25 protein-coding genes are annotated in these 25,689 nt (G+C 39.7%); all 25 read left to right on the forward strand.

Annotated features, from left to right (window positions below; genetic code table 11):
• Window positions 1–121 precede the first annotated feature (121 nt).
• Window positions 122–742: a recombinase family protein gene (locus RA086_RS02270; protein ID WP_308702299.1), complete on the forward strand. Its 621-nt coding sequence runs from the start codon at window positions 122–124 to the stop codon at window positions 740–742.
• Window positions 743–996: 254 nt separating this feature from the next.
• Window positions 997–1,191, forward strand: coding sequence for a hypothetical protein (locus RA086_RS02275; protein WP_308702300.1), 195 nt, complete (start codon window positions 997–999; stop codon window positions 1,189–1,191).
• A gap of 309 nt (window positions 1,192–1,500) precedes the next feature.
• Window positions 1,501–2,850, forward strand: coding sequence for a LysM peptidoglycan-binding domain-containing protein (locus RA086_RS02280; protein ID WP_308702301.1), 1,350 nt, complete (start codon window positions 1,501–1,503; stop codon window positions 2,848–2,850).
• A 397-nt stretch (window positions 2,851–3,247) separates the two neighbouring features.
• Window positions 3,248–3,784, forward strand: a complete 537-nt coding sequence (locus RA086_RS02285) for a type III toxin-antitoxin system ToxN/AbiQ family toxin (RefSeq protein ID WP_308702302.1) — start codon at window positions 3,248–3,250, stop codon at window positions 3,782–3,784.
• Window positions 3,785–4,806: 1,022 nt separating this feature from the next.
• Entirely contained in the window at window positions 4,807–5,658 is an 852-nt protein-coding gene (locus RA086_RS02290) for a hypothetical protein (RefSeq protein WP_308702303.1), read from the forward strand.
• 1,165 nt (window positions 5,659–6,823) lie between these two features.
• Window positions 6,824–7,273 carry a hypothetical protein gene (locus RA086_RS02295; protein WP_308702304.1) on the forward strand — a complete coding sequence of 150 codons (450 nt, stop codon included), beginning with the start codon at window positions 6,824–6,826 and terminating at the stop codon, window positions 7,271–7,273.
• Between the two features lie 562 nt (window positions 7,274–7,835).
• On the forward strand, window positions 7,836–8,693 hold the full coding sequence (locus tag RA086_RS02300; protein WP_308702305.1) for a hypothetical protein: 858 nt from the start codon (window positions 7,836–7,838) through the stop codon (window positions 8,691–8,693).
• Window positions 8,677–10,770: a hypothetical protein gene (locus RA086_RS02305; protein ID WP_308702306.1), complete on the forward strand. Its 2,094-nt coding sequence runs from the start codon at window positions 8,677–8,679 to the stop codon at window positions 10,768–10,770. The genes RA086_RS02300 and RA086_RS02305 overlap by 17 nt, the downstream gene beginning before the upstream one ends.
• Window positions 10,771–10,842: 72 nt before the next feature.
• Window positions 10,843–11,184 carry a hypothetical protein gene (locus RA086_RS02310; RefSeq protein ID WP_308702307.1) on the forward strand — a complete coding sequence of 114 codons (342 nt, stop codon included), beginning with the start codon at window positions 10,843–10,845 and terminating at the stop codon, window positions 11,182–11,184.
• 86 nt (window positions 11,185–11,270) lie between these two features.
• Window positions 11,271–11,711, forward strand: coding sequence for a hypothetical protein (locus RA086_RS02315; protein ID WP_308702308.1), 441 nt, complete (start codon window positions 11,271–11,273; stop codon window positions 11,709–11,711).
• 9 nt (window positions 11,712–11,720) lie between these two features.
• Window positions 11,721–12,113, forward strand: coding sequence for a hypothetical protein (locus RA086_RS02320; RefSeq protein ID WP_308702309.1), 393 nt, complete (start codon window positions 11,721–11,723; stop codon window positions 12,111–12,113).
• Window positions 12,114–12,131: 18 nt separating this feature from the next.
• Window positions 12,132–12,575 (forward strand): hypothetical protein, encoded by a 444-nt coding sequence (locus RA086_RS02325; RefSeq protein ID WP_308702310.1) that lies wholly within the window; start codon window positions 12,132–12,134, stop codon window positions 12,573–12,575.
• Window positions 12,576–12,704: 129 nt separating this feature from the next.
• Window positions 12,705–13,379: a hypothetical protein gene (locus RA086_RS02330; RefSeq protein ID WP_308702311.1), complete on the forward strand. Its 675-nt coding sequence runs from the start codon at window positions 12,705–12,707 to the stop codon at window positions 13,377–13,379.
• A 178-nt stretch (window positions 13,380–13,557) separates the two neighbouring features.
• The gene (locus RA086_RS02335; protein ID WP_308702312.1) at window positions 13,558–13,998 is read left to right on the forward strand and encodes a hypothetical protein; all 441 of its coding nucleotides are present in this window, start codon (window positions 13,558–13,560) and stop codon (window positions 13,996–13,998) included.
• Between the two features lie 44 nt (window positions 13,999–14,042).
• The gene (locus RA086_RS02340) at window positions 14,043–14,582 is read left to right on the forward strand and encodes a hypothetical protein (protein WP_308702313.1); all 540 of its coding nucleotides are present in this window, start codon (window positions 14,043–14,045) and stop codon (window positions 14,580–14,582) included.
• 32 nt (window positions 14,583–14,614) lie between these two features.
• Window positions 14,615–15,031 carry a hypothetical protein gene (locus tag RA086_RS02345; RefSeq protein WP_308702314.1) on the forward strand — a complete coding sequence of 139 codons (417 nt, stop codon included), beginning with the start codon at window positions 14,615–14,617 and terminating at the stop codon, window positions 15,029–15,031.
• A gap of 735 nt (window positions 15,032–15,766) precedes the next feature.
• On the forward strand, window positions 15,767–16,381 hold the full coding sequence (locus RA086_RS02350; protein ID WP_308702315.1) for a PBECR4 domain-containing protein: 615 nt from the start codon (window positions 15,767–15,769) through the stop codon (window positions 16,379–16,381).
• A gap of 404 nt (window positions 16,382–16,785) precedes the next feature.
• Window positions 16,786–17,631 (forward strand): C39 family peptidase, encoded by an 846-nt coding sequence (locus RA086_RS02355; protein ID WP_308702316.1) that lies wholly within the window; start codon window positions 16,786–16,788, stop codon window positions 17,629–17,631.
• 292 nt (window positions 17,632–17,923) lie between these two features.
• Window positions 17,924–18,898: a mannose/fructose/sorbose PTS transporter subunit IIA gene (locus RA086_RS02360; RefSeq protein WP_308702317.1), complete on the forward strand. Its 975-nt coding sequence runs from the start codon at window positions 17,924–17,926 to the stop codon at window positions 18,896–18,898.
• Between the two features lie 31 nt (window positions 18,899–18,929).
• The gene (locus RA086_RS02365; RefSeq protein WP_308702318.1) at window positions 18,930–19,736 is read left to right on the forward strand and encodes a PTS mannose/fructose/sorbose transporter subunit IIC; all 807 of its coding nucleotides are present in this window, start codon (window positions 18,930–18,932) and stop codon (window positions 19,734–19,736) included.
• 18 nt (window positions 19,737–19,754) lie between these two features.
• Complete coding sequence (locus tag RA086_RS02370) at window positions 19,755–20,669, forward strand: PTS system mannose/fructose/sorbose family transporter subunit IID (RefSeq protein ID WP_308702319.1); 915 nt, start codon at window positions 19,755–19,757, stop codon at window positions 20,667–20,669.
• Window positions 20,670–20,819: 150 nt separating this feature from the next.
• Window positions 20,820–21,203, forward strand: coding sequence for a DUF956 family protein (locus RA086_RS02375; protein WP_308702320.1), 384 nt, complete (start codon window positions 20,820–20,822; stop codon window positions 21,201–21,203).
• A gap of 162 nt (window positions 21,204–21,365) precedes the next feature.
• The gene (locus RA086_RS02380; protein ID WP_308702321.1) at window positions 21,366–24,215 is read left to right on the forward strand and encodes a sigma-54-dependent transcriptional regulator; all 2,850 of its coding nucleotides are present in this window, start codon (window positions 21,366–21,368) and stop codon (window positions 24,213–24,215) included.
• A 79-nt stretch (window positions 24,216–24,294) separates the two neighbouring features.
• Complete coding sequence (locus RA086_RS02385; RefSeq protein WP_308702322.1) at window positions 24,295–24,714, forward strand: PTS sugar transporter subunit IIA; 420 nt, start codon at window positions 24,295–24,297, stop codon at window positions 24,712–24,714.
• The gene (locus RA086_RS02390) at window positions 24,711–25,226 is read left to right on the forward strand and encodes a PTS system mannose/fructose/N-acetylgalactosamine-transporter subunit IIB (RefSeq protein WP_308702323.1); all 516 of its coding nucleotides are present in this window, start codon (window positions 24,711–24,713) and stop codon (window positions 25,224–25,226) included. The genes RA086_RS02385 and RA086_RS02390 overlap by 4 nt, the downstream gene beginning before the upstream one ends.
• Window positions 25,227–25,689: the final 463 nt, after the last annotated feature.

Consider the following 25,689-nt stretch of genomic DNA (forward strand, 5'->3'; position numbering starts at 1 on the left):
TATGACAACTGAATAATTGATAAGTGATACCAACATGAATTAATTGATAGAAATTAGTTGATGAATGAAACTCGATATGATTAGGTGAATATTTAAATAATATTGAGGAGTGGAATTGATTATGAAGACTATTAAGGTAGGATACGCACGGGTTTCGACAGGTGAAGATAAACAGAAGTTAGGTTTAGACCTACAGAAACGTGCGTTAAGAGAGCAACGTTGTGAGTTTATTTTTTCGGAAGAGGAATCTGGAACGAAAGATAATCGACAAGAGTTTAGCAATGCCATGCAAGCTGCTAAGTATTTAGCTGAAGAAGGCTACCATGTTAAGTTTGTGGTCTTAAAACTAGACCGGCTGGCCAGACATTTAGTGCGTTCAGCCATGGTAATTGATGACTTGCAGCACTATGGGATTCAGTTAGTGTCCCTAAAGGAAGATATTGATACGTCAACGCCGGGTGGTATCTTGCAGTATCAAATGCTAAGCATGTTTGCGGAATTTGAAGTTAATCAAACTAAACAGCGGACTAAGGATGCACTGGCAGAATTGAAGAAAGAAGGGAAAGTGTTAGGGCGACCTAGGATTGACCCTAAAGTTGAAAAAGAGGTTTGTCGGCTATATAAACGAACAGAATACCCAATTGCTAAGATAGTTAAACGAACTGGAGTTGGTCGATCAACGGTATTTATGATTGCCAAACGTAATAATCTTAGCCGACGTCGAAAAAGCCTGACCATTTAACTATGATTTATGTTAATATAATTTATGTAATCAGCTGACCGCTGGTTTAAAAATCGAGCGTTTTTTAGACCTTATTTACATAAAAATAAACACTATCCGAGTCCTTGTTGTGACTGCATTAGCAGTTATAGCAAGGGCTTTTTTGTGCCAAAAACAAGTAGTTCATAAAACGCTCGTTATTTAGACTTGGGAGGCTGTATGGCTATACCTATCAGGCGTAAGTAGAATTTTAGAGAAGAAAAAAGGGGACGTAGATGAGTCAGAATAAAAAATATATTGTTATTGAGCAGGATGCCGAACCGGAATCTAGTGTTGGCTTCTTTACCAAGGTTAAGGTTTATCTGCTTCTAACGGTTATTAGTGTGGTCATCGGTGCGTTCTCAGCGCCATTTGGTTGGTTGTTTTTCTTGCTAAGTGTTGTCATCGCACATCTTGTGATGAAGGACTAGTCAAAAAAGTTTGGAAAAATTCTTTTCTTACAGCCACTAAGTGCACTTTGATCATGGATAACTAATTTGATGAAAAGTGATAAGCATTTTGACACAAGGATGAAGCCTGAAGTTAACATGTGTTTAGTTGTTAAGGGTTAAGGACTTTCCTAGACTTATAGGCACATTGGCACAGAGTAGAAGGATGTTGGAAGAGTTAGTTAGATGACCAATATGACTGTCAGACTGACCAAGCAAGATAAGCACTATCAAAAATAAAGTGAATTAAGTTGTAAAGACAAAAAAGGAAGAAATAGGGGTATTTCAATCATGAAGAACAAGTTTTTCACATTTTCCGCATTATTGTTAGCAGGCGCGGGATTAGCATTCGCCCGTCCTACCAATGTTAAAGCTAATGACGGGGGTACCAACGGTGCCGCCGCTAACGATATCAAAGTAACTGCTAAAGCTGGCGATACAGTTTGGGGTTTTGCGCAACAATACAACTCGACGGTGGACAACATTGCGGCCGCTAATAATCTGTCCAATCCAAGTTTCATTTTAATTGGGCAACAATTAGTAATTCCTCATTCAAATGAAGTAGTTTACATCGTTAAGTTAGGCGACACGATTTCCGAATTAGCCCAAAAGTTTGGTGTTAGTCAGAGTTCAATTGTTAGTCGGAATAATATCAGCAATCCTGACTTCATCTTAGTTGGTCAAAAGTTGATTATCCCAATGACAAGCAATAGTAGTTCTGCGGTTAAAGGATCGTCTACGTCAGCATCCACTAATTCTGGCGCTACAACTCAAACTACTACCAACGCCAAAACTTCAACTACCAATGGGACTGCTACTGGCTCAGTTAAGCATGTTCACCCAGTTGGCACAGTAACTACGGCACCTGCTAAAGCTACTAATTCTACCAAGACGTCGAGTGCCACTGAAACTGTTGTATCTGGGGATAAAGTAACCGCACCTGCAACGGGAACTACCCAGAATCAATCGAAGCCAGCGACAACTGTAACAAAACCAGCGACAAGCAACTCAGCAAGCCAAGCAACGAGTGCTTCAAATGGTAATTCGGCTAGTCAAGCAACGAGTTCATCAACTAGCCAAGCACAGAGTTCTGCTATGAGTTCTTCTAGCCAAGCAACCAGCAATGCAACGAGTTCTAGCTCAGCGGCAACGAGTTCATCAACTAGCCAAGCGACTAGTTCAAGTGCAAGCAGTTCAGCAAACTCCGGCAGTTCATCAAGTGCAGGTTCTGCAACAAGTTCAGCGTATAATCATGATGCAGTAGTTCAATCAACAATTAGTTTATTGAACCAAATGCGGGCTAAGAAGGGTATTGCACCTCTAGAATATGATGGGACTTTACAAACAATTGGGGATATTCGAGCACAACAATTGGTAACAGAATTCAGTCATACGTATAAAGGAACTGATGCAAGCACGGTATTAGCCAAGCAATATGGTATCTATGATAGTTATTATGCAACCGAAGATTTAATTACAGCACCAGTAGGAGCAACGAATGCTGACACAGCGAGTGCAGTAGAAGCATTTGATGGGGCACATATGGCAGATGTAATGAATCCAAGTTTCAGTAAGATTGGTGTAGGTATGGTAAAGGATGGAGATACTGATGGATACATGGCAATCCAACTAGGATTCTAGGCTATCGAATTAAAGTAACGTAATCTAACTTAATCAAGTTTCAAAAGGGGCAAATCCAGCGATGGGTTGCTCTTTTGTTTAGATGATTTATACTGGTTACTATTGAATATAAAATCTACAGTTAAACAGGTAGATTCTTAATATTTTAGCCTAGATACTCCGTTATTACCCCTAGCAAGCAAAATAGTTTGAAATGTTAGTTGTAAAGAGATATACTATTTGTAGTGATAGAGAAGCAATTAGGAATGCTCCTGCCATAAGTGGAGACGATAAAATTGGAATGCTCCTGCCATAAGTGGAGACGATAAAATTGGAATGCTCCTGCCATAAGTGGAGACGATAAAATTGGAATGCTCCTGCCATAAGTGGAGACGATATCTGGATTTGGGGTTGCGGGTTGCAACCTCTTTTTTGTGGATATTTTGAAGGAGTAGTTTTGGAATTTGGCTATGTAAATACTGATTATATCAATTATTTAAGGCAACATGAGCACCGGATATTAATAAATAAGAGTCATCGGCCTTACTTAGGTATTGTTTTAAAATTTGGAAAGTATACTTACTTTGCACCTTTAGAGTCAAGGAAAACTAGTAAAAAAGTAAATGGGCAAGTTACTTTAAAAGTTTGGGGAAATCTTGATAAGAATGAAGACCTATTGGGCTACTTGCTATTGAACGACATGATTCCAGTAACAGATAATAATTGGACACCCTTGGATTTTCATGTTTTTGAGCAATCTGACCCTAAACGGTACTTATTATTATTAAAGGAATGGCAGTGGGTTAAAGTTAATGCTGACCGAATTAAAAATAAGAGTGCTAGGGTATATGCTTTAAGGTGCAATCGAAATATTCCATTTATTAATTCTATATGTATAAATTACAAGCAACTGGAACCCTTGTGTCAGCAATTCAATAGTTCTTTGGGTAATTAAGTATAATTGTCTAAGAATATTTAAGGGTTAATTACTGGCGTTTTAAGAGTTAGAATGTATCTAGATTACTTTATTATGCAATGTAACAAGTTTCCAAGGTGATGGTCATTGGAATGATGTAATTAATCCATCCATCAGCATCAAAGATTGGTATTGGGATGGCAGAAGACCCAACGAACCCCGGTGACTACTATGTAGCGGTAGAAATGGGCTTCTAGGCTACTGAATTAAAGTAACGTAATTTAATATAAATTTCAAAAGGGGCAATCCAGTGATGGGTTGTCTTTTTTTGTTTTACCCTAAAATTACCCATTAAGTTTGAGTGAATGATGACCGATCAGAATATATTGTTTGGATCAAACTAAATATTCCACTGTTAAACATTGATTTTTCTAGCTCCACACTTTCGCGCCCTATGATTTAGGCCATCAATTGCTAAGATTATTCCTGTTAAGATGACACCCCCGACAGAGTGCCACACAGGCGTTTCAGAGTCCTTGGGTATAATTATTCCAAGTAGATGGCAAGAGGCGACACATGGCCGGACAAGTGCCACACGATTCGAATGGAGTGTTCTTAGTTACCATGGAGTTCAGGGTTAAGGATGGCCTATGAGTGCCAGTTTGACAATGCTCCAGACCAGATGGCGATTTCTGAGTAGCAAGATAAATGACCAATTAATAATTATATAGATGACCAATTACTATAATTAAGCATGACTAAAATGTTAGGCGAGGAGTCATTCTTTTAGGATGGCTTTTTTAGTTTGTCTAAAATTGGATGACTTTCGATGGATTACCTTACTTTGATCCAGAATATGAACTGTTTGTGCTAAGAATAATGCCCAATTTTACTACCACTTGGTTAATTATGAAGATTACGTCAGTTAAATGGAGTCCCAACACAGTGGCACACAGGCTAACAAATTTGAAACCTTAGTTTTTTGCTTCCAAATTGCCTAGTAGAATTTGGAAATATATATGATAAAGTTAAAGCAATTCTATATTTAGGTGGGGATGAAGATGAATTTATTAGACTCAACGAGTGTTGGTAAACGAATATTACGTTTCTTAGGTGAAATAGGGTATGCAGTTTTTATGGGGGTCCTTGCTTTTGGAGGTCGGGAATTAGCATTCCTGTATGTAGCAATTGATGTGTCACCCAAAATGTTATATTTTGTCTTATCATGTCTTATAATACTTTTTGTTGTTAAGAATTGTGATGATTATTTTATGCAAGACACCCATCGTAAGAGGATATTCTTGTCGTTCGTGATAGTGGAAATGCTTTTTTTAACTATTGAAGCTTTTGCAGCTTTTTTTGCTCACATGCATGTTTACATGTGGTTTAGATTATTGGGTGAGATTGCCACAATTGGTGTATTGATAACATGGTTGGCACAGGTGATTCAACGGGTGGGGTATACATTTATGTGGATGTTCTATCCGTTTATTGTTGATAAGCGGTATGTAGTAAGTGTGAAGACTTTTCGTATTATTGGGAAAAACAGTCGCTTTCTAAGTTATAACGATATGGTGACTTATACATTGTTAACAATCGTAAGGATTATGCTCTTATTATTTTTCGATATTTATGTATTGGAATATTTTGCAACAATTGATAAAGTGGTTAGAGATGCATATGGTTCATTTCTCTGGATTGCAGCTGTAATTAAATTGAGTGATAGTTATAACGTGGTATCTTTTATAGGATTTTTAGCAGTCGTTGTTTCGATGGAAAATTACATCTATAAGTTTCAGAACAAATTGTATAGGAAAATTGACAGAGGGTTACACAAGTTTGTTGTGGTAAAACGAAAAAAATGTATGGTGCGTTCTGATGCACTATTAAAAATATATGAACAGTTAAAGTAGCCTGTATTAGCTAATACTATTTGATGTTTTATTCTGGTTTATGTAATCATCCTTTCATAACTTAGAATATCACTAGTCCACTTACCAAGTTTATACCTGTTAAGATAACAGTCCCCGCGGAGCGCCACACAGGTGCTTCAGGACATTTAGGTATAATTATTCCAACCTAATATGAAGAGCCCACACGCGGTTCGACAAGTGCCACAGGATTCGAATGGGGTGCTCTTAGTTACCATGGAGTTGGAGGCCAAGGATGACCAGCAAGTGCCGGTATTCCAGTCTGGGTGGTGATTAATGGGTGACAATAAAATGACCAATTAATTACTATAAAGATGACCGATTTCTTTAATTGAATATGACTAACAATGTTGACGACTACTAGGTAAGAAGTCATTCTTTTTAGGATGGCTTTTTTTGTTTTATCTAAAATTCGATGACTTTGGATGGGATACCTTACTTTGATCCAGAATATGGCTTGTTTGTGCTAGAAATATCGCTCCAAGTTTGATATTACTTGCTAGTTGCTAAGATGACGTCGGCTAATTGACACCTCGACACAGTGGCACACAGGCCATCCAATACTATTAGGTGTAATTATTCTGGCTGGGTGGCAAGAGCTGACAGACGTCTCGACAAGTGCCACACAAATCGACCTGAACAGCCTGTAACCCAGATGTGGCAAGACTTTGGAATGATTAATGTAACAGGATTTGGTGACCGAAGACTATAAATAATTGCAAAAAAGTCCTCTAATTAAAAACTAATTTTTGAAAAAGTTGTCAAAAGCTTGCCATAAATTTATACAAATATGCTGGTAATAGTTGGATTATACACATGGCCCGTTCGTAAATGTGCAAATTAAAGTAATCGGAATGCTGTTAAACTGGCATTTATACATTAGAAAGTTCTCATAATTACGTGAATTGGAAAATCACGATTGTTAGAATTTGTGCACTTAAACCCTTGCTGTAGGTCTGTCTTCATCCCCAAAATTGGCAAACCTAAATTGATGAAGACTGCTGTAGGACAGGCGTTTCAGCGGTTTGCCAACCTATCGGAATGGGATTACACTTGCGTTGTTAATTGATGAGGCGCCGGTGCTTACACAATAACAAATACGTAAATTTCAAAAATAATAAATTTAAAAAGGGTAAGGTGTTTTATCATGGTCAAAAATCAAAAATTAATCAGTGCAGTAGTAAAATTAATCGATAACAATCAAAGTGGGCTATCAGCTTGTGCTTTGCCACAAATCTTGGGCGAGTATTATGAAACACAGGTTCCCAATCAAAAATATGTAGATGTGTTACATGACAAATGGCATCGAAATGGTAATGTTTTTGCGTTGGATTATGATGAATTTGGGGAGGAACCTTCACTGGACTATGTCTCATACACGCTATTGTTACATCTTGAAAATCCCAGCAAACCTTATGTAACATTTCCAATTGTTGCTCATGGGGCATTTAAAGAATTAGTTACATCGCCATTAGATGCAGAGTTTTTGGAAAATGTTTTTTTACAAATGCCTGAAACTTCTAATAATCCAACTCGTGCGCAACAACTGGCCGATAATAAAAGAATCAGTTATTCAATACCAGTAGTTGAATATTAAAAAAGTTTAATTTTAGCCAGTTTGTATTCGTAATTAGTCGTCCGTTAATTTGGGCGGCTTTTTGTGTTTAAAATGCTTATCCAACATCTATGTCAAAAGATGCGAAACCGGCATTAGGATGTTACAACAGTGATGGCTAGATGGGACAGGAGATGAAGCAAGGATGATTAAATTTATTAAGTTTTATATGGAATATCGGCGAGAAAGCAAGTTAGTAGTTAACCGTCGCATTCGCCAACAACAACAACCTTTAAAGCCAAACTGGAAATCTATTCGGTTATGTTACAAATATGGCTATTCGGGTTCAGATGCAGCTTCCATTTTAATTTAGGGCTGGTATTAACGAATATTAGATGACAGGTGACTGGCAATTATCCGACACAAATATGAAGACTTAGATCAAGTAACAGGATTTAGATGAGAAGGTCGTTGTCATCTGATAAAGCAAGGTGCTTGTTAGTAATATTGGTTATTAAGATGACCCAGTGGTTTTGGGAAATCTTGCTCAAAGGGTGTCAAATAGGGACCTAAGAATTATTTCAGGAACGATGAGGAGGACAAAATGAAAAAATCAGACCGCCAAGCAATAGTATCAAAAAAGCTTGGTAAAAATGAACTGTTATATACGAACAAGCTAGGCGTCAAGCGGATTATGGGGCAAGATGAACTGCTAAATTTAGTCATGAACTTAGGAACAGTCTCAAATGAAGTGTTAGCTAATTTGACCGCTAATAATGGGGTGCACGTGTTTCAATCTCTGTTTAAAAATGAAGCAATTAAGAAAAGGCGTGTATATGGAATTGCCGGACATCGAGTTCAGAATGCAATATTCCCCCAGCAAGTTGACCTATCAGTGCTAGAACATTGGACAATTTTAAGCAAGGCCATTTGGTTTCTACGCGAGAAAGGAGTGAAGTTAGGACGAGTAATAAGGGTTGATAATGACTTGCAAGCAGTCGCAACTTTCGATAATCAGCATTTAGTTCATTTGCAGTTTAAGTTGATTAATGATGATAATATGACCGATAAACCGGTAATTAACGATGGAAACGCCATGGTTGCAGTGTTTGAAAGCTATGAGTTAATGGCTGAAGTTCTAAATAAACATGCCGATAAGTATCTGAATGCAATTATAAATGGCTGTATTGTGATGTGCTTACGACGAAGACAAGACTTTGACACGATAGAGGGCTATATATTAATCACAACAAAAGTGGATGGCAAATACCAACTGAAGCTACAGCCAATTGTAACTATTGATGACTTGGTAAGAACCAATTTTAAATTGATGACTGAACCTACTGGCAATGAATTAGAACAGTTGGAATGGGAATATGACGAAGCGCTAACTCGAACTAATCAGAGTAATCATCTTGCTAAGCCAGCAAGTAATGGTATGTCAAATGATGAAACAAAGTGAGTTTGGCGAATTTATACATTTTCTACTTTTACGGTTAAAAGAATGGCTCACGGCAAAAATTGGAGATGATCGGGCAAAGGAGCTGAATCATCAGTTCAAAACTCTTGGTCATTTGCTAGCAAGAACTTACTTTGAGAATATCTATTTAAACGCTAAAAATAGGCTGATTCAAAAAGTGAAGCAGCAATATCGTTGGGAAATTATCACCCATTCTAGGTTAAAGGTAACGTTGCTTGTGGTAGCCCTCCTATTATTAACATGGTTAATGCGGTGGTTAGTAGTGCTTGATATAGGCTTGTTATTAGGATTTCTGGCATTCCGGCATTACCAATATGAACATGACATAAGTCACGAAATGGTCGAACTAATAATGGATGACCTGCCACAAACGTCCCTTAGCCGTCGCAACTATAATTACCCGTTAAAGGCATTAAAAGAGTTAGTAGGATTATATAAAGATTTATATATTGATAGGCAACGGATTAGTATTGATGATTTTATATTCGCTGATACTTTAGAGAGTCAGCAAATACCTAATTATGGCAAGATAGTTCAAATTCAATTGTCGGGGCACAGCCCAGTTTTAAGCGCGCGAAACATGAAAGATTATTGGTTGATAAAATATCGATTATTACCTGAACCAAAGTTGGGGTTATACATAAATAAAGGCTATGTAAATATTGATTTAATATCAGTTTTGGCAGATGAGTCACCAGAAAAGTTAGCAAGTAGAATGGTTTCTAGTGGCTTCTTTAACCAATATATCGAAGTAAGAAATATGGTGGCAAAAGATGCCCAAACGAAGGAACTTAATGAGAGACAGGAGTATATAATCGAGCGTGGGTTGCCAACAAAATTGAATAATATTTGGCACTACTTTGACATTCATTCGACCGAAATAGGATTTACATATTGGGACAACAATGGAAAATCGGTAGATGGCAACGATAATTATTTGCGATTAAGAATGCGTCTGGTTGGTGATACGACTTTTGATGACGCCAAGAAAAAGTCTGGACTGGTAGCCAAAGAACTACGTTGCAATGTGATGGTTAAAGGAATAGCAAGCGACCCAGGGAGCTTTTGGATGACTTTCCTGCTTAAAAATATTGAAGCACCAAAGACTGCTACTATTGCACAAATTAAAGAAGATGCCAAAACAGGGAAAGTTCGGCTTGGCAATTCTCGGACAGGTAGCTATCTGATGAATCTGCCCCGAGGAGACTCATTAACTTCATTATTGTTAGGTGGCTTATCAAGAAGTGGTAAAAGCACTTTAGCGACACAGGTAATTACGGCATTGCTCTATCTGAAAACTGGCGGCACCTATGACTATTCAGATGTTTATGTAGCTACAGTGAAGCCAGAGGATTATCAGTCCAATGGTTTTGAAGCCAGTGGCATGGTGGTTAAAGGTAATCCATCAGACATATATGACATGTTAAGTTACGTCGACGAAAAAGCAACTGCTAGACGTGATTTGTTCACAAAAAATGGTTGTAAGAATATATCGGAATATAATAGTAAGTTTCCGACTAAACGATTAGGAAAATGGCTAGTGGTATTCGACGAATATGCTAACACAATGGCTGCAGCAGAGTCTGAAAAGGTTGAAATAGCCGGTAAGAAAGTGAAGTTAAGCATTGCAATTGAAAACTTGGTAGTTAAGATTACCCAAGAACACGCCAGCCGTGGAGTCTCATTTATTTGTATCACACAACAATTCGCAAAAAATGCAATCGGCCGTGTATTTGATAATTTTAATGCCCAAGTGCTTGGTTACGCACGGAGCAATGTTTGGAACTCAGTCGATTCGACTCAAGAAATGAGCAAGTATATTGACGCTAGAGATGATGAACGTCGAGGAATGTTTTTCATCAATGCTCCAGATTATCCCGTTGACATACCGCAAGTTACCTTTAATTCAGGTTTTACCGAAGTCAAAACAGCTAATATCATTACCGATGAAGTGAGAGCCGATTTTGATCGAAAGTTTGATACTGCTAAGAAATACGGAGGGAATGATTCACCTACAAGTATTGATGCACCTGCATTAGAAGCTTTATTCAAAATATGATAAGAACTGCCTAGATGATTTGTAATAATGACGTTAACATGACATCACAAATCTAAGAGGGGAGTTCTTTTTTTGAATTTAAACGATGATGATAAGACATGCTTGATTGCTAATATTGTAGCTGGATATGAGGAAGGTCGGTTTGAGGCAGGAGTTCAAAACCAGTTAAATCAACTACTGGGCTACCAAGTTGAACCGAGTGAAAGCTGTTACCAAGACTTACTGAGTTTGTATTTTAAGCTTGGTGGTGGTGCCGGAATTAAGAATTTAAGCGGATTAGATTTTAGCCATGACGACTATATTAAAATGGTGAAATTGGACAATCGGATTAGCATTGAAACTTATGTGAGACAACGATTTGGTTCAGGGTTAACCGTAACAAGGACAGTATTTGATACGTTTGTGGTTTATTAGTGATGAGTAACATGATAAGAATTGAAACACAAACTTAAATGGTGACGGTAAGATGACAACAACTTGAATGAAAGAAGGTTTTTTGAGTGGCAAGCAGTAATAAGGTTAAAAGTTTTGAAGATTTAAGTATTGATGAGGGGAATGAACTGGCCGAAGGAATTATGAATAGTTATCTGGCTGGAAAATTTGACAAAAAGACTAAGCAGACTTTGGATGATTTGGGTGAAGAGGACGATATCCATAGTTATGAGTATCTTAGCTTACTATCGCTATATTATCGATTGAATCATTGTGAAGTAGTATTCATTAATGAAACAAAATATCAAATGAACAGTGATGACCGTATGGTATTGATGAGGCATAGCTCACCAGAGGATTTGCGGGAACACTTTAAGTTGCGCTTTGGTAATAATGTGGCTTTAGAAGTTCGTGAATTTGGTGCTTATGCCTTGGTTTATCGAGATAAATATTATCGCATGACACAGACATTTGGCGAGCCTGAGGGTTATACCGGTTATATTGGTTAGGAGAAATTTATGACAGGTAAGAGTATTAAAGAATTAATGAATAGAGCGACGGAAGACCAGAAACTAAAATTAGCTGCTGGAATTTTTGAAGGATATGACACTGGAGAATTCAACCCTAACATTCAAATTATGGTCGATAGATTGTTAGGTAAGCATGCTGAACCTAACAGAGAGAATTACCCGTTTTTCAGTAACATTTTTGAGTATATGGAAATCGGGCAAGGACTGTCTATAAATACAAATATTTATATGAGTAAAGCCGAACACGACAAAATTAAACAGATGAATTCGTTGACTGAAATTCGAATTTACATGAGAGATCATTATCATATTAGGGTAGCTGTGGAATTACGCGAATTTAATATGGTAGTAGTTTCAGAACTTGATGATACGGTATTTTAATAAGGGAGATTTATAGATATGATCGATGAAATTGATTTGAAAAATTGGGATGCAAGAGGATTAACGATTCTTAGTCTGAATATACGGCAGCGAGGACGGCTATCCATGGGTATCGTTGATAGTTATCATCGAGGAAAACTTGATGATTATACACAAGCAGCTGTAAATAAGATTACTGGGCAAGATGTTTCAATTGATGATTATTCAATGTTGAACCTAATTTACTGTCGATTAGGTAATCAAGCTCAGGTTGTTGATGAAACTGGATTATTGGTGGAATCAGATATGGTGTATATTGACCAACATCCATTTCAAGTTGGCATTCAAACTCATGTCCGGCAAAAATACGGGTCATCATTAGTGGTTGAACAGCATGAATTCAATACATTCGTTATAAGCTCACTGTTGAACCAACAAGACTTCAAAGATTTTGTTGCACAGGTAATGGCTGGAAAAATATAAATCATGGGTAATAGTAGACGAGAATTAGTTGGTAGCTAATCCTCGTTTTTGTTCATGAAAAAAATTTGTAGCGTTGAACACGCTTTCACCTGTATCATACTAATAACTATTGAAATGGAGATGAGTTTTGTGTTGGACGATCTTAAATATATAGAAAAGAAAGTTTCACGGGAGAAAAAGTTAACGCGCTTGAGAATTGTTACTGACTTAAGTATTTTACTGGATGGAGCGGGGGTAGTAGCATTCTTTTATCTACTTGGTTATTTTAATGGTAATGATAGAATACTTTTTTCAATAATAACAGGTATAGTGCTTGGATTGACACCAATTATATTGCGGGGAATCAGTAAGGTTCCAATTGAAACTAATGAATTAATGGTAGATGATTTTTGTGATTTTCTGAAGATTCTGAATCTCTATTCAAAGACATTGATACTTAAATATGAATCGATTGAGAAACAAAAAATTGATGACGCAAAACGCGAAAATAATGGGATACTTGCGATTATCGGAGCTGCTCTTGTAGTATGGTTTTCGATAATGGGGGATTCCGTGCTTAGCAAGTATCAAAACGAAAGCATATGGACAGTTTTGGTTGCTGCCAGTGCTATTGTCTTACTTATAGTATGTGCGTTGACACCATATATCAAATGGGGTGGAGACTATCTTCTTAGGTTGGGATATCAAGTTCGAACTGAGACGTTAGAATTACTAAATGCAGCAGAAATAAGAATCATAAAGGAACAAGAAGATGATAGCAATGTAACAAATACTCCTATCCATCACCCTAGAAAAGGCTATTAAGTATTGTGGAAACATGCACTAGTCTCTAAGTAGTAGAGCCGTTTAGTTGAATAAAGATATTTAAATGAGTGCTGGCTGATGCTAACACTCATTTTTGTTTACTAGTAGTAAGTCCGAAAGTTAATGACTGTTGAAAGCTTGAAATATAAGCATCAAACGATAAGAAGACGATGCTTATATGAAAACTAAAAAAGGTGACAAAGTGGTAAACCTAGAATGGTTTGCTGCCGAGTGTCGGGCGGGGCAGTGGTTTGATGACCATGACTTTAAGTGTGAGCAAGCAAAAATCGGCAATAAAGGATGGGATTTGTTAGTGAATGACAGTATCACAGTTAATGTTAAATATGCCAGCGGACAGAAGAATAACCATGACAATCTTGAGTTTTTCTTCCATTATTTACATCAGATTTGCAACACGGATTATTTTTTGATAGTTTTCGCACACAATTTTGACAGTAATAAAATGGAGCGATATTTGATTCCAGTCGGTCAGGTAGCTGATACAACGGTCTTACATTTCAATCGGTATGATATTCCTGACTGGTTAAAACGTTTTAAGCTGACCAAACAGGAATGTCTGTTGCTTTTTGACATTAAGCCCACAGGATTAAGTCTTTGAATCGAGTTACAACTAGACCATCAAATAAAAAGGTGGTCATTAAAATGAGTGCAACCGAAGAAGTAATCAAGCAATTGCCAATCGTATTAAAGGACGGTCAACCGCAGACCCAAGCTGAAATTTGGTCTGAACTAATTAAGGATACGCGGCTAAAATCAATGCTATTTACAACCAGCGGAAAGGCTCGGAAAGGTGTCCTGCAGGGTATCACAACGCGGATTAAGCAAGGTAAACTTAAAGGATTGGCGATGACAACTAATGAGGCCGGACACAGTGCCATTAGTTATGTTGGCGTGAGTGTTAATGAACGATTGAGTCGGTATCAGTTCATGTTAACGGGACTGGGAAATTTAGATATCAAAGCAGATTTAAGTGATAGTCAACGCAAGCAATGGGAACGATTAATGGTTCAGACGGTTAGTCTACACCGCAATTTGAACAAGTTTAATGACCAATTTAATCAGAATAAAATGACTGAAATATTCTATCCTAAAGACCAAAAATCGGTGGCTAAAGAGAATGATACTTACCCAATTAGCAAATTTAAAAGTAAGGCTAATAAAGCTAAGAGTGTTAAGAAGTAGTTGTGCCCTATTAATAGGAAGAAAGTGATTGAGTGCAAAGTGCGGCACAACAGGTAATATCAAAAATGAAGATAATGTTGGCTGATCGGCAAGTTACTGCCGGTCAGCTTTGGTGTGAGCTCATTAAAGATGACCAGCTTAAAAATGTGTTAATAGTTAATGGTAAGCCCAGGAAAGGCGTGCTACGGGGTGTTTTACAGCGTATTAACAATGGTAAGGTGCCAGGCTTAAAGTCGATAATCGATGATAATGGTCACCGAAAATATGAGAAAGATGATAATAAACTGGTCGATATGGAGAGACATTTTGAGCTTCTGGCAAATGAAGTTGAAAGTATTGAGATTGATGATAACAAGTTAAATGGTAATCAGCGGCGATTAAGAGACAAGACCGCAAGGGATATACGGGATTTAAGGTATGATATTAATGAGATAAAGTTGGCTTTTTAAGCCGTAAGATACTGGCTGATTACATATTTGATGACAAAAAAAATCTGACTAAAATAGATTGGAAGCATGTTTAAGAGGAGCTTAAGCATAGGGACTGTAGCTGTTGCGGCTGTGAGTGTCATCAGTGAAACCCCTGATTTCTGATTAGCTTTTTGATGACAAAATATTCAAAAAAGTGCATCCTACTAGTGAATTTCAAAAAGTCGAATTGCTCAATCCCTTGTGGCTGTAAGGGTAGCACGTTTTGATTTTCGATTTGAGACCCATGGAAGTTCGAATCTTCTTGGCCGCACTAAACTTTTGAAGCACTACAAACGTTGTTAAACCGGCGTTTGTGGTGCTTCTTTTTTGTCGTCGAGCTTCAAAATGGCTTGCTGAGGCGTTTTTTGATGACGGGCTTTAGTGGTGTGTGGCAGCGGACAAATACTGATGTAGAAATGCTTGAATAAAGATGATTTTGATGCTAGAGCTAGATGATTGACTAGATATCTGAATTTTGATAACATTTATTTGTAGGAAAGTAGTTTTCTTCAGTTGTTCAGGCAACTATAAAATCAGATAGTTGTTAGATGATTTAATCTAACGTCCGCTGGGGACAGAAAATTCAGATAGTTTTTGCTAGTTAACCAACTAGCGTTCGCTGAGAACAGAAAAACCTGATTGGGATTGTTAATGAGTCTTTAAATTGGACTTGTTGGCAATCTCTTTATTTTTGGTTGGAAATGAGTAGATATCTTGAAACAGCCACAAGCATATAGGCGTGCAACGCCACAAGATCTTAAACGTATCAGGTTGAAAATGACTGATTTGAAGGTGGCTTTTAGCTATGTAGAAGCTGATTTATGTGATCGTGAGCGATATTATTTCTACCAGAAGGATGGCAGAATAATGTCTATGCAATTGAAGGTTAAACGAGAAAACTTCATGCACCTTTGTGGATTGAGTTACAGGAATGGTGGGGCCAAACGTTTTTGGCATGATTTGAAGCACAATCACTTGATTTTAGAAAACTTACAGGTAAAAACGGATGGGACGACATTTCAAAAACTACAGGTGATAAGTTTATTACCTGAGTTGAGTAAGTTAGATGTGAAAATTACTAGCGCAGGTAAATATTTGAAGTTGCAATATGATCATGCCATTAGAACTAAAAGAGAATTAATGGCAATTGCTTTTCAGTTTGATATTGATGGCTATGTTCCAGTATCCCTTTTGAATTTAAGTGATACCAAATTTAGAAATAATACCATATATGGCGTTTTAGCTATTGTAGATTGTTTTGAGGACGCCAATGTTTTAGTGGCCGGGTCTAAGACAACAGATTATTGGCTAACAAGAGCTAGAAGTTAGTCAGGTTTAAGTGAAACGTGTGTTTGACATGAATTTTATTTTTAAGCTAAATAAGTGAGACATCAAAAGAGCAATCCGCTAAAAAGGGTTGCTCTTTTGTATCGCCCAAGAATCTGTCAGCCAGTCTACACTTTGCAAATCAAATGATAACTGGGGGAAGATATTGTTCGGATTAAGCGTGTTATTTTATTGGTCAAATTTGATCTTTCTGAAGTTTGACTTAGCCATTGGCTGCTTCTGAGTTTGTTTGGTCGCGTCGATTAAAAACAGCTTCAAAAAAGACGCTTTTCATTTCACTTTCATTAAAATATTTATAAGCAACTTTACTACAACCCCACAATTGCCAGCATTATAATCAACCTAATCAAATAGAAACTAAACTAACAATCAAAGAGGCGGTTAGGATGGGGAACAAACAATGGGGCTTAGTTGGCGGGCTCAGCCTACTATTGGGTCTAGGGCTTAGCCAAGCACAGATTGTCCATGCGGCTAGTACTGATCGAATCACGGGAATTCGTACAACGACGAGCCAAACTTTTCGTACTAATAGTCAAACGGGAAAAGGGTACCATATCACGGTATTACCACAGCAACGAGTCCATTTGCGACCTAATTTACAGTTGAGTCGCCATCAGAATACGATTTGGACACGGTCAGAACAAGCAATGATTACTCATAATGGTAAAAAGCAACTATATTATTATGTCAAAAATGCTGCGGGCCAAAGTGGTTGGATCTGGGAGGGGTATCTGACCCCAGCAAGTTATCGGTTGAAAGTCCCAGTGGTCAGTCAACTGCCGGAACTCCCAACGGGTTGTGAAATTACAGCGGTGGATATGATGCTCCAATACGCTGGCGCCAAGGTTAATAAGAATCAATTAGCCAATGAAATGCCGCGTAGCGATGATCCGAATGAAGGTTTCGTTGGAGACCCACACTCTGAATATGGTTATGGGCTATATGTCTATCCCCGCGGGCTCCTGACAACGGTGCAGCGGCATGCCGGTAGTGCCGTTGATCTGACCGGGATTAGTTTGACTCAATTGAAGGCGCAGATTACCCGCGGTCATCCAGTGGTGGTTTGGGTAACGAACATTGATGGTTTTGCCAGCCATGCACTAACCGTGACTGGTTTTGAGCCGATGCGGATTTATTTCAATGACCCGTGGACTGGTCAGGCGGCTAGCTTATCTAATGACGCTTTTAATCTGGCTTGGCAGGGAAATGGCAGTCGGGCGCTCAGTTATTAAATCATTTAAAAGTTAATCTTAAGATTATCAACTGTTTCATAATATTGTATTAAGAATACACTAATTTGATACACAAAAGCTTTTTAACATAGTGTATCGCTACTAGTGTATCGTTCAAAGGACAATGATACCGGTAATCGGCATTTAGTGTATTTTGGCACGAAACTTGCATATATATTAGTGAGTGCGAAAAAGACTGCGCTTACAGTATCAAAATAACTTAGGTTACAGGCTATTTAGAACTTATTTATTCATTTCCTATGACTGTAACAAAAAAATAGGAGGTACAAAGATGGTAAGCATTATCATTGCTAGTCATGGCGAATTTGCTAAAGGCATCTATCAATCTGGTTCAATGATTTTCGGCGAACAAGAAAACGTTCAACCCGTTACGTTGATGCCTAGCGAAGGCCCTGATGACATTAAGGCTAAATTGGAAAAAGCAATTGCTTCTTTCGATGATCAAGACCAAGTCTTGTTCTTAGTCGATCTTTGGGGTGGTACACCTTTCAACCAAGTCAACGGCTTGTTTGAAGCACATAAGGACAAATGGGCGATCGTTGCTGGTTTGAACCTACCAATGTTAATTGAAGCCTATGCATCACGGCTTTCAATGGACTCTGCTCATGAAATCGCCACTCATATTATTGAAACGGCGAAGGATGGGGTTAAAGTTCGTCCCGAAGCATTAGCACCTAAGGAAGCCCCTAAAGCGGCTGCTAGTGGCGCAAGTGCTGGTCGTCCCGGCAAGTTCGAATATGTCCTTGCACGGATTGACTCACGTTTGTTACATGGTCAAGTTGCAACGGCTTGGAGTAAGACGGTTAACCCAACGCGGATTATCGTTGTTTCTGATAACGTTGCTAAAGACAATTTACGGACCCAAATGATCATCCAAGCGGCACCAAACGGGGTTAAGGCTCACGTGGTACCAATTGATCAAATGATCAAGTTAGCTAAGGATGACAAACACTTTGGTGGTCAAAAAGCCTTGTTATTATTCGAAACACCACAAGATGCTTTGAAAGCTATCAAGGGTGGCGTGCCATTGGATACCTTGAACATTGGTTCCATGGCGCATTCCGTTGGTAAAGTTCAACCAAACAAAGTTTTGGCTTTTGATCAAAATGATATCGACACTTACCATGAATTGGAAAAGATGGGCGTTAAGATGGACGTTCGTAAAGTTCCAACTGATGGTCAAGATAACCTCGATCACATTATGGATAAAGCTGAAAAGATGTTGAAAGAACAAGCGAATAGTTAATCACTATCGGAGAAAAATGGAGGATTAAATCATGAATTTGAACGCGATTCAAATGATTTTAGTCGTATTAGTCGCATTTTTAGCTGGTATGGAAGGTATTTTGGATGAATTCCATTTCCATCAACCAGTTGTTGCCTGCGCATTAATCGGCTTAGTTACCGGACAATTAGTCCCATGTATTATTTTAGGTGGTAGTCTTCAAATGATCGCTTTAGGCTGGTCAAACGTTGGTGCTGCCGTTGCCCCTGATGCCGCATTAGCAGCTATTGCATCTGCAATTATTTTAGTACTTGGTGGCCAAGGCCGTGCCGGAGTGGCATCTGCCATTGCCATCGCCGTACCTTTGGCTGTTGCTGGGTTATTATTAACCATCCTTGCTCGTACGTTAGCAACTTTGATCGTGCATATCATGGACCGTGCTGCTGAAGAAGGTAGCTTTGCTAAAATTGACATGTGGCAAATGATTGCCATTGCAATGCAAGGTTTACGTATTGCTATTCCAGCTGCATTGATCTTAGCAGTTGGTGCTGGTCCCGTTAAAGCAATGTTGAACGCTATGCCTACTTGGTTGACAGATGGTTTGTCAATCGGTGGTGGGATGGTTGTTGCCGTTGGGTATGCCATGGTTATTAACATGATGGCTACTCGTGAAGTATGGCCATTCTTCATTTTAGGTTTCGTCCTAGCTGCGATTTCTGAATTGACACTTATTGCCTTAGGTGGTATCGGTGTTGCTATGGCCCTCATCTACTTGAACCTTTCTAAAATGGGTGGTTCTGGTAATGGTGGCGGTTCTGGTACCGGTGACCCTGTCGGCGATATCATCGACAAGTATTAGCGAAGGAGGAAAACTAAAATGGCTGATCAAATTAAATTAACTAAAAGTGATCGTATTCATGTTTGGTGGCGTTCAACGTTCCTCCAAGGTTCTTGGAACTATGAACGGATGCAAAACGGTGGTTGGGCTTACTCATTAATCCCAGCTTTGAAAAAGTTATATACGACTAAAGAAGATCGTGCCGCTGCTTTAAAGCGTCACATGGAATTCTTTAACACTCATCCTTACGTGGCATCACCAATTATTGGTGTTACCATGGCGCTTGAAGAAGAACGTTCTAATGGGGCTCCCATTGACGATGTTACGATTCAAGGGGTTAAAGTTGGGATGATGGGTCCTTTGGCCGGTGTTGGTGATCCAGTGTTCTGGTTCACGGCTAAGCCAATCATTGGTGCCTTGGCTGCTTCCCTTGCTATGGGTGGTAGTATCATGGGTCCTATCTTGTACTTCGTTGTCTGGAATGTTATCCGGATGGCATTTATGTGGTACACACAAGAACTTGGCTACAAAGCCGGTTCTGCGATTACTGACGACTTATCAGGTGGTATTTTGCAAGACATTACCAAGGGTGCTTCTATCTTAGGGATGTTCATCTTACCAGCCTTGATCGAACGGTGGGTCAATGTTGACTTCAGTCCGGTTAAAGTTTCATCAATCAAACAAGCTAAGGGTGCTTACATTGACTGGAACAGTCTTCCAGCCGGTGCTAAGGGTGTCAAAGAAGCTTTGACACAACAAAAAGCCGGTTTATCATTGGACAAATACAAGGTTACGACCTTGCAAGATAACTTGAATCAATTAATTCCAGGTTTAGCTGCCTTAGTGATTACCTTCTTATGTATGTGGCTCTTAAAGAAGAAAGTTTCACCAATCTGGATCATCTTTGGTTTATTCGCCTTTGGTGTTATCATGCACGTTCTTGGTGTTATGTAGAGATGATTTGATGCAATCTGAGTCATTGACTTAGGTCTTAAGAGATGGACTCATCTGAGTTCGTCTCTTTTTGTTAATCAGGGGCTTTGCGAAAAAAGCGCCAGCGCCGTATAATCGGTGTAATCAAGAGAAAGAAATGGAGATACTCACATGGTTCAATCGCTTAATACAAAGGTTGATATGGTTGTTGACGGTAATTCGCATTTAGGTCTGACTGATTACGGTAAAATCATGGTCGGTGATCGGGGCTTTGAATTTTACGATAACCGCAATGCTAAAAACTATATTCAGATTCCTTGGAATGAAGTTGACCGAGTCATTGTATCGGTTATGTTCAAGGGACGCTGGATTCCGCGGTATGGTTTTCGCACAAAGAAGAATGGGACTTATACCTTTTCTTCGAAGACCCCACGGAAAGTTTTACGAGCCGTTCGAAAACATGTTAAGCCTGAACATATTGTTCGGTCGTTGACCTTTTTCGATGTGCTGAAGCGGGCGTTTAAGGGTAAAAATCAAAGTAGTTATTTGAAGTAAAACTAGTTCAACATGAAGGCGACCTTTCGAGGTGGCCTTTTTGTTTGTCCATGTGGTCGAACGAAGAATAGTCGTAGTGTATTGATACACTTGTGTGGTAAGATTAGACTTAATTAAGCGTTTTATGACACGTAACGACTGTAATACAAAGGAGTGGCTTGGTTGACTAGAAAAGCACGGATTTATGAATTTGTCTGCCAGCACGGCGATTCGGCGGGCATGACGACCGAAATGGTTGCCCAGGGTTTAGCGCTAGCCCGACCGAATGTCAGTAAAGAGTTGAATACATTAGTGCGTGAGGGACAACTGGTGAAGCTCAGTGGCCGCCCAGTTCGCTATACGCCGTTAACGGCTGAACAACCGGCAGCGCCTGCTTCGCCAGCACGTGTTCATTCAGCACAAACACGGACCAAACGTGCGACAACTAGTACACCAGTCACGACTAAGGTTGGCGCTACGGATATTTTTGACAGTATGATTGGTGCCCACGAGAGTTTACAAAATCAAGTAGAACAAGCCAAAGCGGCAATCCTATATCCGCCGCGAGGCTTAAATACGTTGGTCATTGGGCCAACTGGTTCCGGGAAAACTTACTTTGCCAATACGATGTATGAATTTGCGGAAACACAAGGGGTTTTGACGAATCCTCAAGGCTTGATCACGTTTAATTGTGCAGACTATGCGCATAATCCGGAACTTTTAATGTCGCATTTATTTGGCTACATTAAGGGATCGTTTACCGGCGCCAATGAGGATAAAGATGGCCTGATTCAAGAGGCGGATGGCGGCATGCTCTTTCTGGATGAAGTCCACCGTTTACCACCAGAAGGTCAAGAAATGATCTTCTACTTCATGGATCATGGGACTTATTCACGTTTGGGTGAAACGGCTAAAAACCATCATGCTAACGTGCGACTAGTTTGTGCCACGACTGAGGACCCCAAGAGTTCACTATTACAAACTTTCGTCCGGCGGATTCCGATTACGATCCAGTTGCCAGCGTTCAACCAACGGTCGGCTAAAGAACGATTGGCATTATTGAAAGCGTTATTGTCACTGGAAGCGGCGCGTATCAATAAGCAAATTCGGTTGACTGAAGACGTGGTGCAAGCCTTATTAGGGTCGGTGACTTATGGGAACGTGGGCCAATTGAAGTCCAATATCCAATTAGTCTGTGCCCAAGGCTTCGTAAATAGCATTGAAAATGATACCGAGATCACTATTACCATGGATGATCTACCCCAAAATATTCGGAGTGGCCTGATGACGGTGGCGTCTAATCGCCACGAACTTGGCGCCATTTCAGAACTATTGGACCCAGTTTTGGTGGTTAAGCCGAATGATGGCCCGACACCCTTACGAAATAAAAATGATAACTATGAATTGCCTTATAATTTATACGAAATCATCGGGGACAAGGCGTCCTTATTACGCCGCGAAGGTTTAGATAAGGAACATATTAATCGCTTCATTACGACTGACATTAATTTACACTTAAAGTCGTTTTATAAGCAAACGCAGATGAACATTTCACCAGAAAACAAGCTGGCAGAAATCGTTGATCAAGATGTGATCGATTTTACCAAGACGGCTCAGGAAACGATTCAACAGTTACTAGGATACAATTTTAAAGATAATTTCATTTATGCGGTCAGTTTGCACATTAGTTCATTTATCAAGCGGATTCAGGCCGGAAAGCCGATGCGACAAATGAGTGCTGATATGCTGGCCATGGTTAAAGAGTATCCGGCTGAAATCAAGGCAGCCCAAGTTTTAAAGCAGAGTTTGGATGAACGCTATCATTTACCGATTCCAGAATCGGAAGTGTATTATTTAGCCATTCTGTTAATTTCATTGAAGTCAATGCAACTAGACGGTAAAGTGGGCGTCTTTGTGGCGGCTCATGGGATGAGCACCGCTTCTTCGATGGCTCAAGTTGTTGGTCAACTGTTAGATGATTACGATGCCGCGGCGTTTGACATGCCGCTGGATATGGACCCCGAGGTTGCTTACACCCATATTAAGGAACAGATTCAGAAATTAGACGCTGGCAATGGCGTGCTGATGTTAGTCGATATGGGGTCGTTAACGACCTTCGGCAAACGTATTCAGAAAGAAACGGGAATTGCCATTCGTACGATTGATATGGTAACCACGCCGGTTGTTTTGGAAGCCGTCCGCAAGTCGGGCTTGATCGACAGTGATCTGGAGACGATTTATCGCGAATTGGTCGGATTTAAAGGTTATTCACGAATTTCGCGTAACTTACCAACAGAGACCACGCCAGCCATTCCGGTACCAACTGAAACGGCAGGAAAGCCGGATGCTAATCATCGCGCTATTATCGCAATCTGTGCGACCGGTGTTGGCACGGCTGAACGCATTAAAACCATTCTGGATAGCTTGTTGGCACAAAACTTTATTGAGGGAATCACGGTCTTTCCAATTTCAGTGGTCGACATGCCGAATCGTTTGGCACAGATTAGTCGAAGCTACCAAATCATTGCGGCAACTGGGATTGCGAAGCCTAAACTAGATGTGCCATTTATTTCGCTGGAAGAACTGCTACAAGGTGGTGGCGAAAAATTCATCGATCAATTGGCGATGGGGTTAAATGCGCCTCAAAGTAAGTTGACTGATTTGCGTGAACTAACGCCAGAATTATGCGAGAAGTATTTGGGTGATTATTTCACTTTCTTAAATCCTAAAAAGTTGACCACGATTTTGTGGCAGTACAGTGAAAAGATTAATCAGACTTTGGATGAACCGATGACGAATGCCTTTCGAATCGATTTAATCATGCATTTGGCGGGAGCTTTAGAGCGCACGGCTATCAAAGATCAGATTACAGCCCCCACAGAAGAATTACCAACGATGGCTAGTTCCAAGTGGTATCCAGTCGTGCAAGCAGCTGATCAGCAGTTAACTGATCAGTTGCAACTGACCTTCTCAGAGGCCGAAAATTATTACATTGTTCAGTTATTAGAAAATCATCAGGCCAAGCTGGCATAGCGTGATACACTACTTGGCATGTTTCTTGCATGTATATCAATGAACAGTCACTTAAAGGGAAAAAGGGAGGTTATTTTAGATGTTAGCGTTTGTCGTTGTGAGTCATGGGGAATTTGCGAACGGGGTGGTCAATTCATCCTATATGATTTTTGGGCAACAGGAGAAAGTTCAAACGGTGACCTTTAAATTAGATGAAGGCCCGGAAGATTTAACGAAAAAGCTCGATGCGGCTTTAGCCACTTTTGATGCGGATGACCAGGTCTTATTTTTAGTGGATTTGTGGGGTGGGTCACCGTTCAATGCGGCAAGTCGAATTGTCGCTGAACATACCGACCGCATGGGGTTAATCACGGGGCTCAACTTGCCGATGTTGATTGAAGCCTATACGGTCAGAGATAAACCAATTAATGAAGTAATCGCCCATTTGGAAGAAACTGGAAAAATTGGGATCAAACACTTGGAACTATTACAAGATGGCGAGGAAGATGACTTACTATGACGATGACAGTCCGGTTAGCACGGATTGACAGTCGTCTATTACACGGTCAAGTGGCGACGGTTTGGACAAAAACAGTTGCGCCTAACCGGATTCTAGTGGTTTCTGATAGTGTCGCACAGGATGACTTACGCAAAATGTTAATTGTGCAGGCCGCGCCGCCGGGTGTGAGGGCGAATGTCATTACGGTTGAAAAGATGATTCAGATCTATCATGAACCATTATTCGACACCGTTAAGCCACTAATACTCACAGACACGCCACAAAATATGGCGCGGTTGGTAGCTGGTGGCTTGGACTTTACGGCGACTGGCGTTGATATTGGTAGTTTAGCCTACACCGCTGGCATGGTGATGGTGACTAATGCGATTGCCGTTGGTCCCAGTGAAGCAGCGGCGCTCTATCAATTGCAAGCGGCGGGTTTATCGATCTTTGCGCAAAAGGTACCCACTGACAAACGAGTCGATGTCATGCCGTTATTAGCTAAAAATGGTTTTGAAGCACCAGTTGAATAAAACTAAAACGAGCATTGTCCAGCGGGATGATGCTTATTTTAGTCACGATGAAGTTGAACGGCTTTTTGATGTTGGCGTTATAACGGTATCCGCTTAGTCTGCCGTTCCGGGTGATCTGGACTGATGCTGGAACGTGGTGGCCACGTTTGTGAGCCAAAGGGCGGTCTCACAAGCCGGGCTTTCTCTAAGCTGGAAAATCACCAGCAAAGAGAAATTTCACCACTGAGCATCATCCAGTCCACCCTGCACTAATAATCAGCGGGGCTAATATCAATTGGGCTTTCATTTGGACTAGGGCTATCGATATTTTTGGGAAAATTGGTGTTTAACGTCGGGGTTGATCAGTAGTTATAAACAATAGGATATTGGCAAACTTAGTTCCGATGATTATATTATTAGTATTACTGATTAACGGAGGATGCATCTGAAACAAGGCCGTTTAAACCTTGTTTAATCTATGTGA

Origin of the sequence: Lactiplantibacillus brownii, assembly GCF_031085375.1 — a bacterium.
Classification (GTDB): domain Bacteria; phylum Bacillota; class Bacilli; order Lactobacillales; family Lactobacillaceae; genus Lactiplantibacillus; species Lactiplantibacillus brownii.

What these genes read in the sequence shown, in the direction of transcription:
- RA086_RS02270 (WP_308702299.1), top strand. Translation starts at nt 122, where the DNA reads ATGAAGACTATTAAGGTAGGATACGCACGGGTTTCGACAGGTGAAGAT.
- RA086_RS02275 (WP_308702300.1), top strand. Translation starts at nt 997, where the DNA reads ATGAGTCAGAATAAAAAATATATTGTTATTGAGCAGGATGCCGAACCG.
- RA086_RS02280 (WP_308702301.1), top strand. Translation starts at nt 1,501, where the DNA reads ATGAAGAACAAGTTTTTCACATTTTCCGCATTATTGTTAGCAGGCGCG.
- RA086_RS02290 (WP_308702303.1), top strand. Translation starts at nt 4,807, where the DNA reads ATGAATTTATTAGACTCAACGAGTGTTGGTAAACGAATATTACGTTTC.
- RA086_RS02295 (WP_308702304.1), top strand. Translation starts at nt 6,824, where the DNA reads ATGGTCAAAAATCAAAAATTAATCAGTGCAGTAGTAAAATTAATCGAT.
- RA086_RS02300 (WP_308702305.1), top strand. Translation starts at nt 7,836, where the DNA reads ATGAAAAAATCAGACCGCCAAGCAATAGTATCAAAAAAGCTTGGTAAA.
- RA086_RS02305 (WP_308702306.1), top strand. Translation starts at nt 8,677, where the DNA reads ATGATGAAACAAAGTGAGTTTGGCGAATTTATACATTTTCTACTTTTA.
- RA086_RS02320 (WP_308702309.1), top strand. Translation starts at nt 11,721, where the DNA reads ATGACAGGTAAGAGTATTAAAGAATTAATGAATAGAGCGACGGAAGAC.
- RA086_RS02325 (WP_308702310.1), top strand. Translation starts at nt 12,132, where the DNA reads ATGATCGATGAAATTGATTTGAAAAATTGGGATGCAAGAGGATTAACG.
- RA086_RS02335 (WP_308702312.1), top strand. Translation starts at nt 13,558, where the DNA reads ATGAAAACTAAAAAAGGTGACAAAGTGGTAAACCTAGAATGGTTTGCT.
- RA086_RS02340 (WP_308702313.1), top strand. Translation starts at nt 14,043, where the DNA reads ATGAGTGCAACCGAAGAAGTAATCAAGCAATTGCCAATCGTATTAAAG.
- RA086_RS02355 (WP_308702316.1), top strand. Translation starts at nt 16,786, where the DNA reads ATGGGGAACAAACAATGGGGCTTAGTTGGCGGGCTCAGCCTACTATTG.
- RA086_RS02360 (WP_308702317.1), top strand. Translation starts at nt 17,924, where the DNA reads ATGGTAAGCATTATCATTGCTAGTCATGGCGAATTTGCTAAAGGCATC.
- RA086_RS02365 (WP_308702318.1), top strand. Translation starts at nt 18,930, where the DNA reads ATGAATTTGAACGCGATTCAAATGATTTTAGTCGTATTAGTCGCATTT.
- RA086_RS02370 (WP_308702319.1), top strand. Translation starts at nt 19,755, where the DNA reads ATGGCTGATCAAATTAAATTAACTAAAAGTGATCGTATTCATGTTTGG.
- RA086_RS02375 (WP_308702320.1), top strand. Translation starts at nt 20,820, where the DNA reads ATGGTTCAATCGCTTAATACAAAGGTTGATATGGTTGTTGACGGTAAT.
- RA086_RS02385 (WP_308702322.1), top strand. Translation starts at nt 24,295, where the DNA reads ATGTTAGCGTTTGTCGTTGTGAGTCATGGGGAATTTGCGAACGGGGTG.
- RA086_RS02390 (WP_308702323.1), top strand. Translation starts at nt 24,711, where the DNA reads ATGACGATGACAGTCCGGTTAGCACGGATTGACAGTCGTCTATTACAC.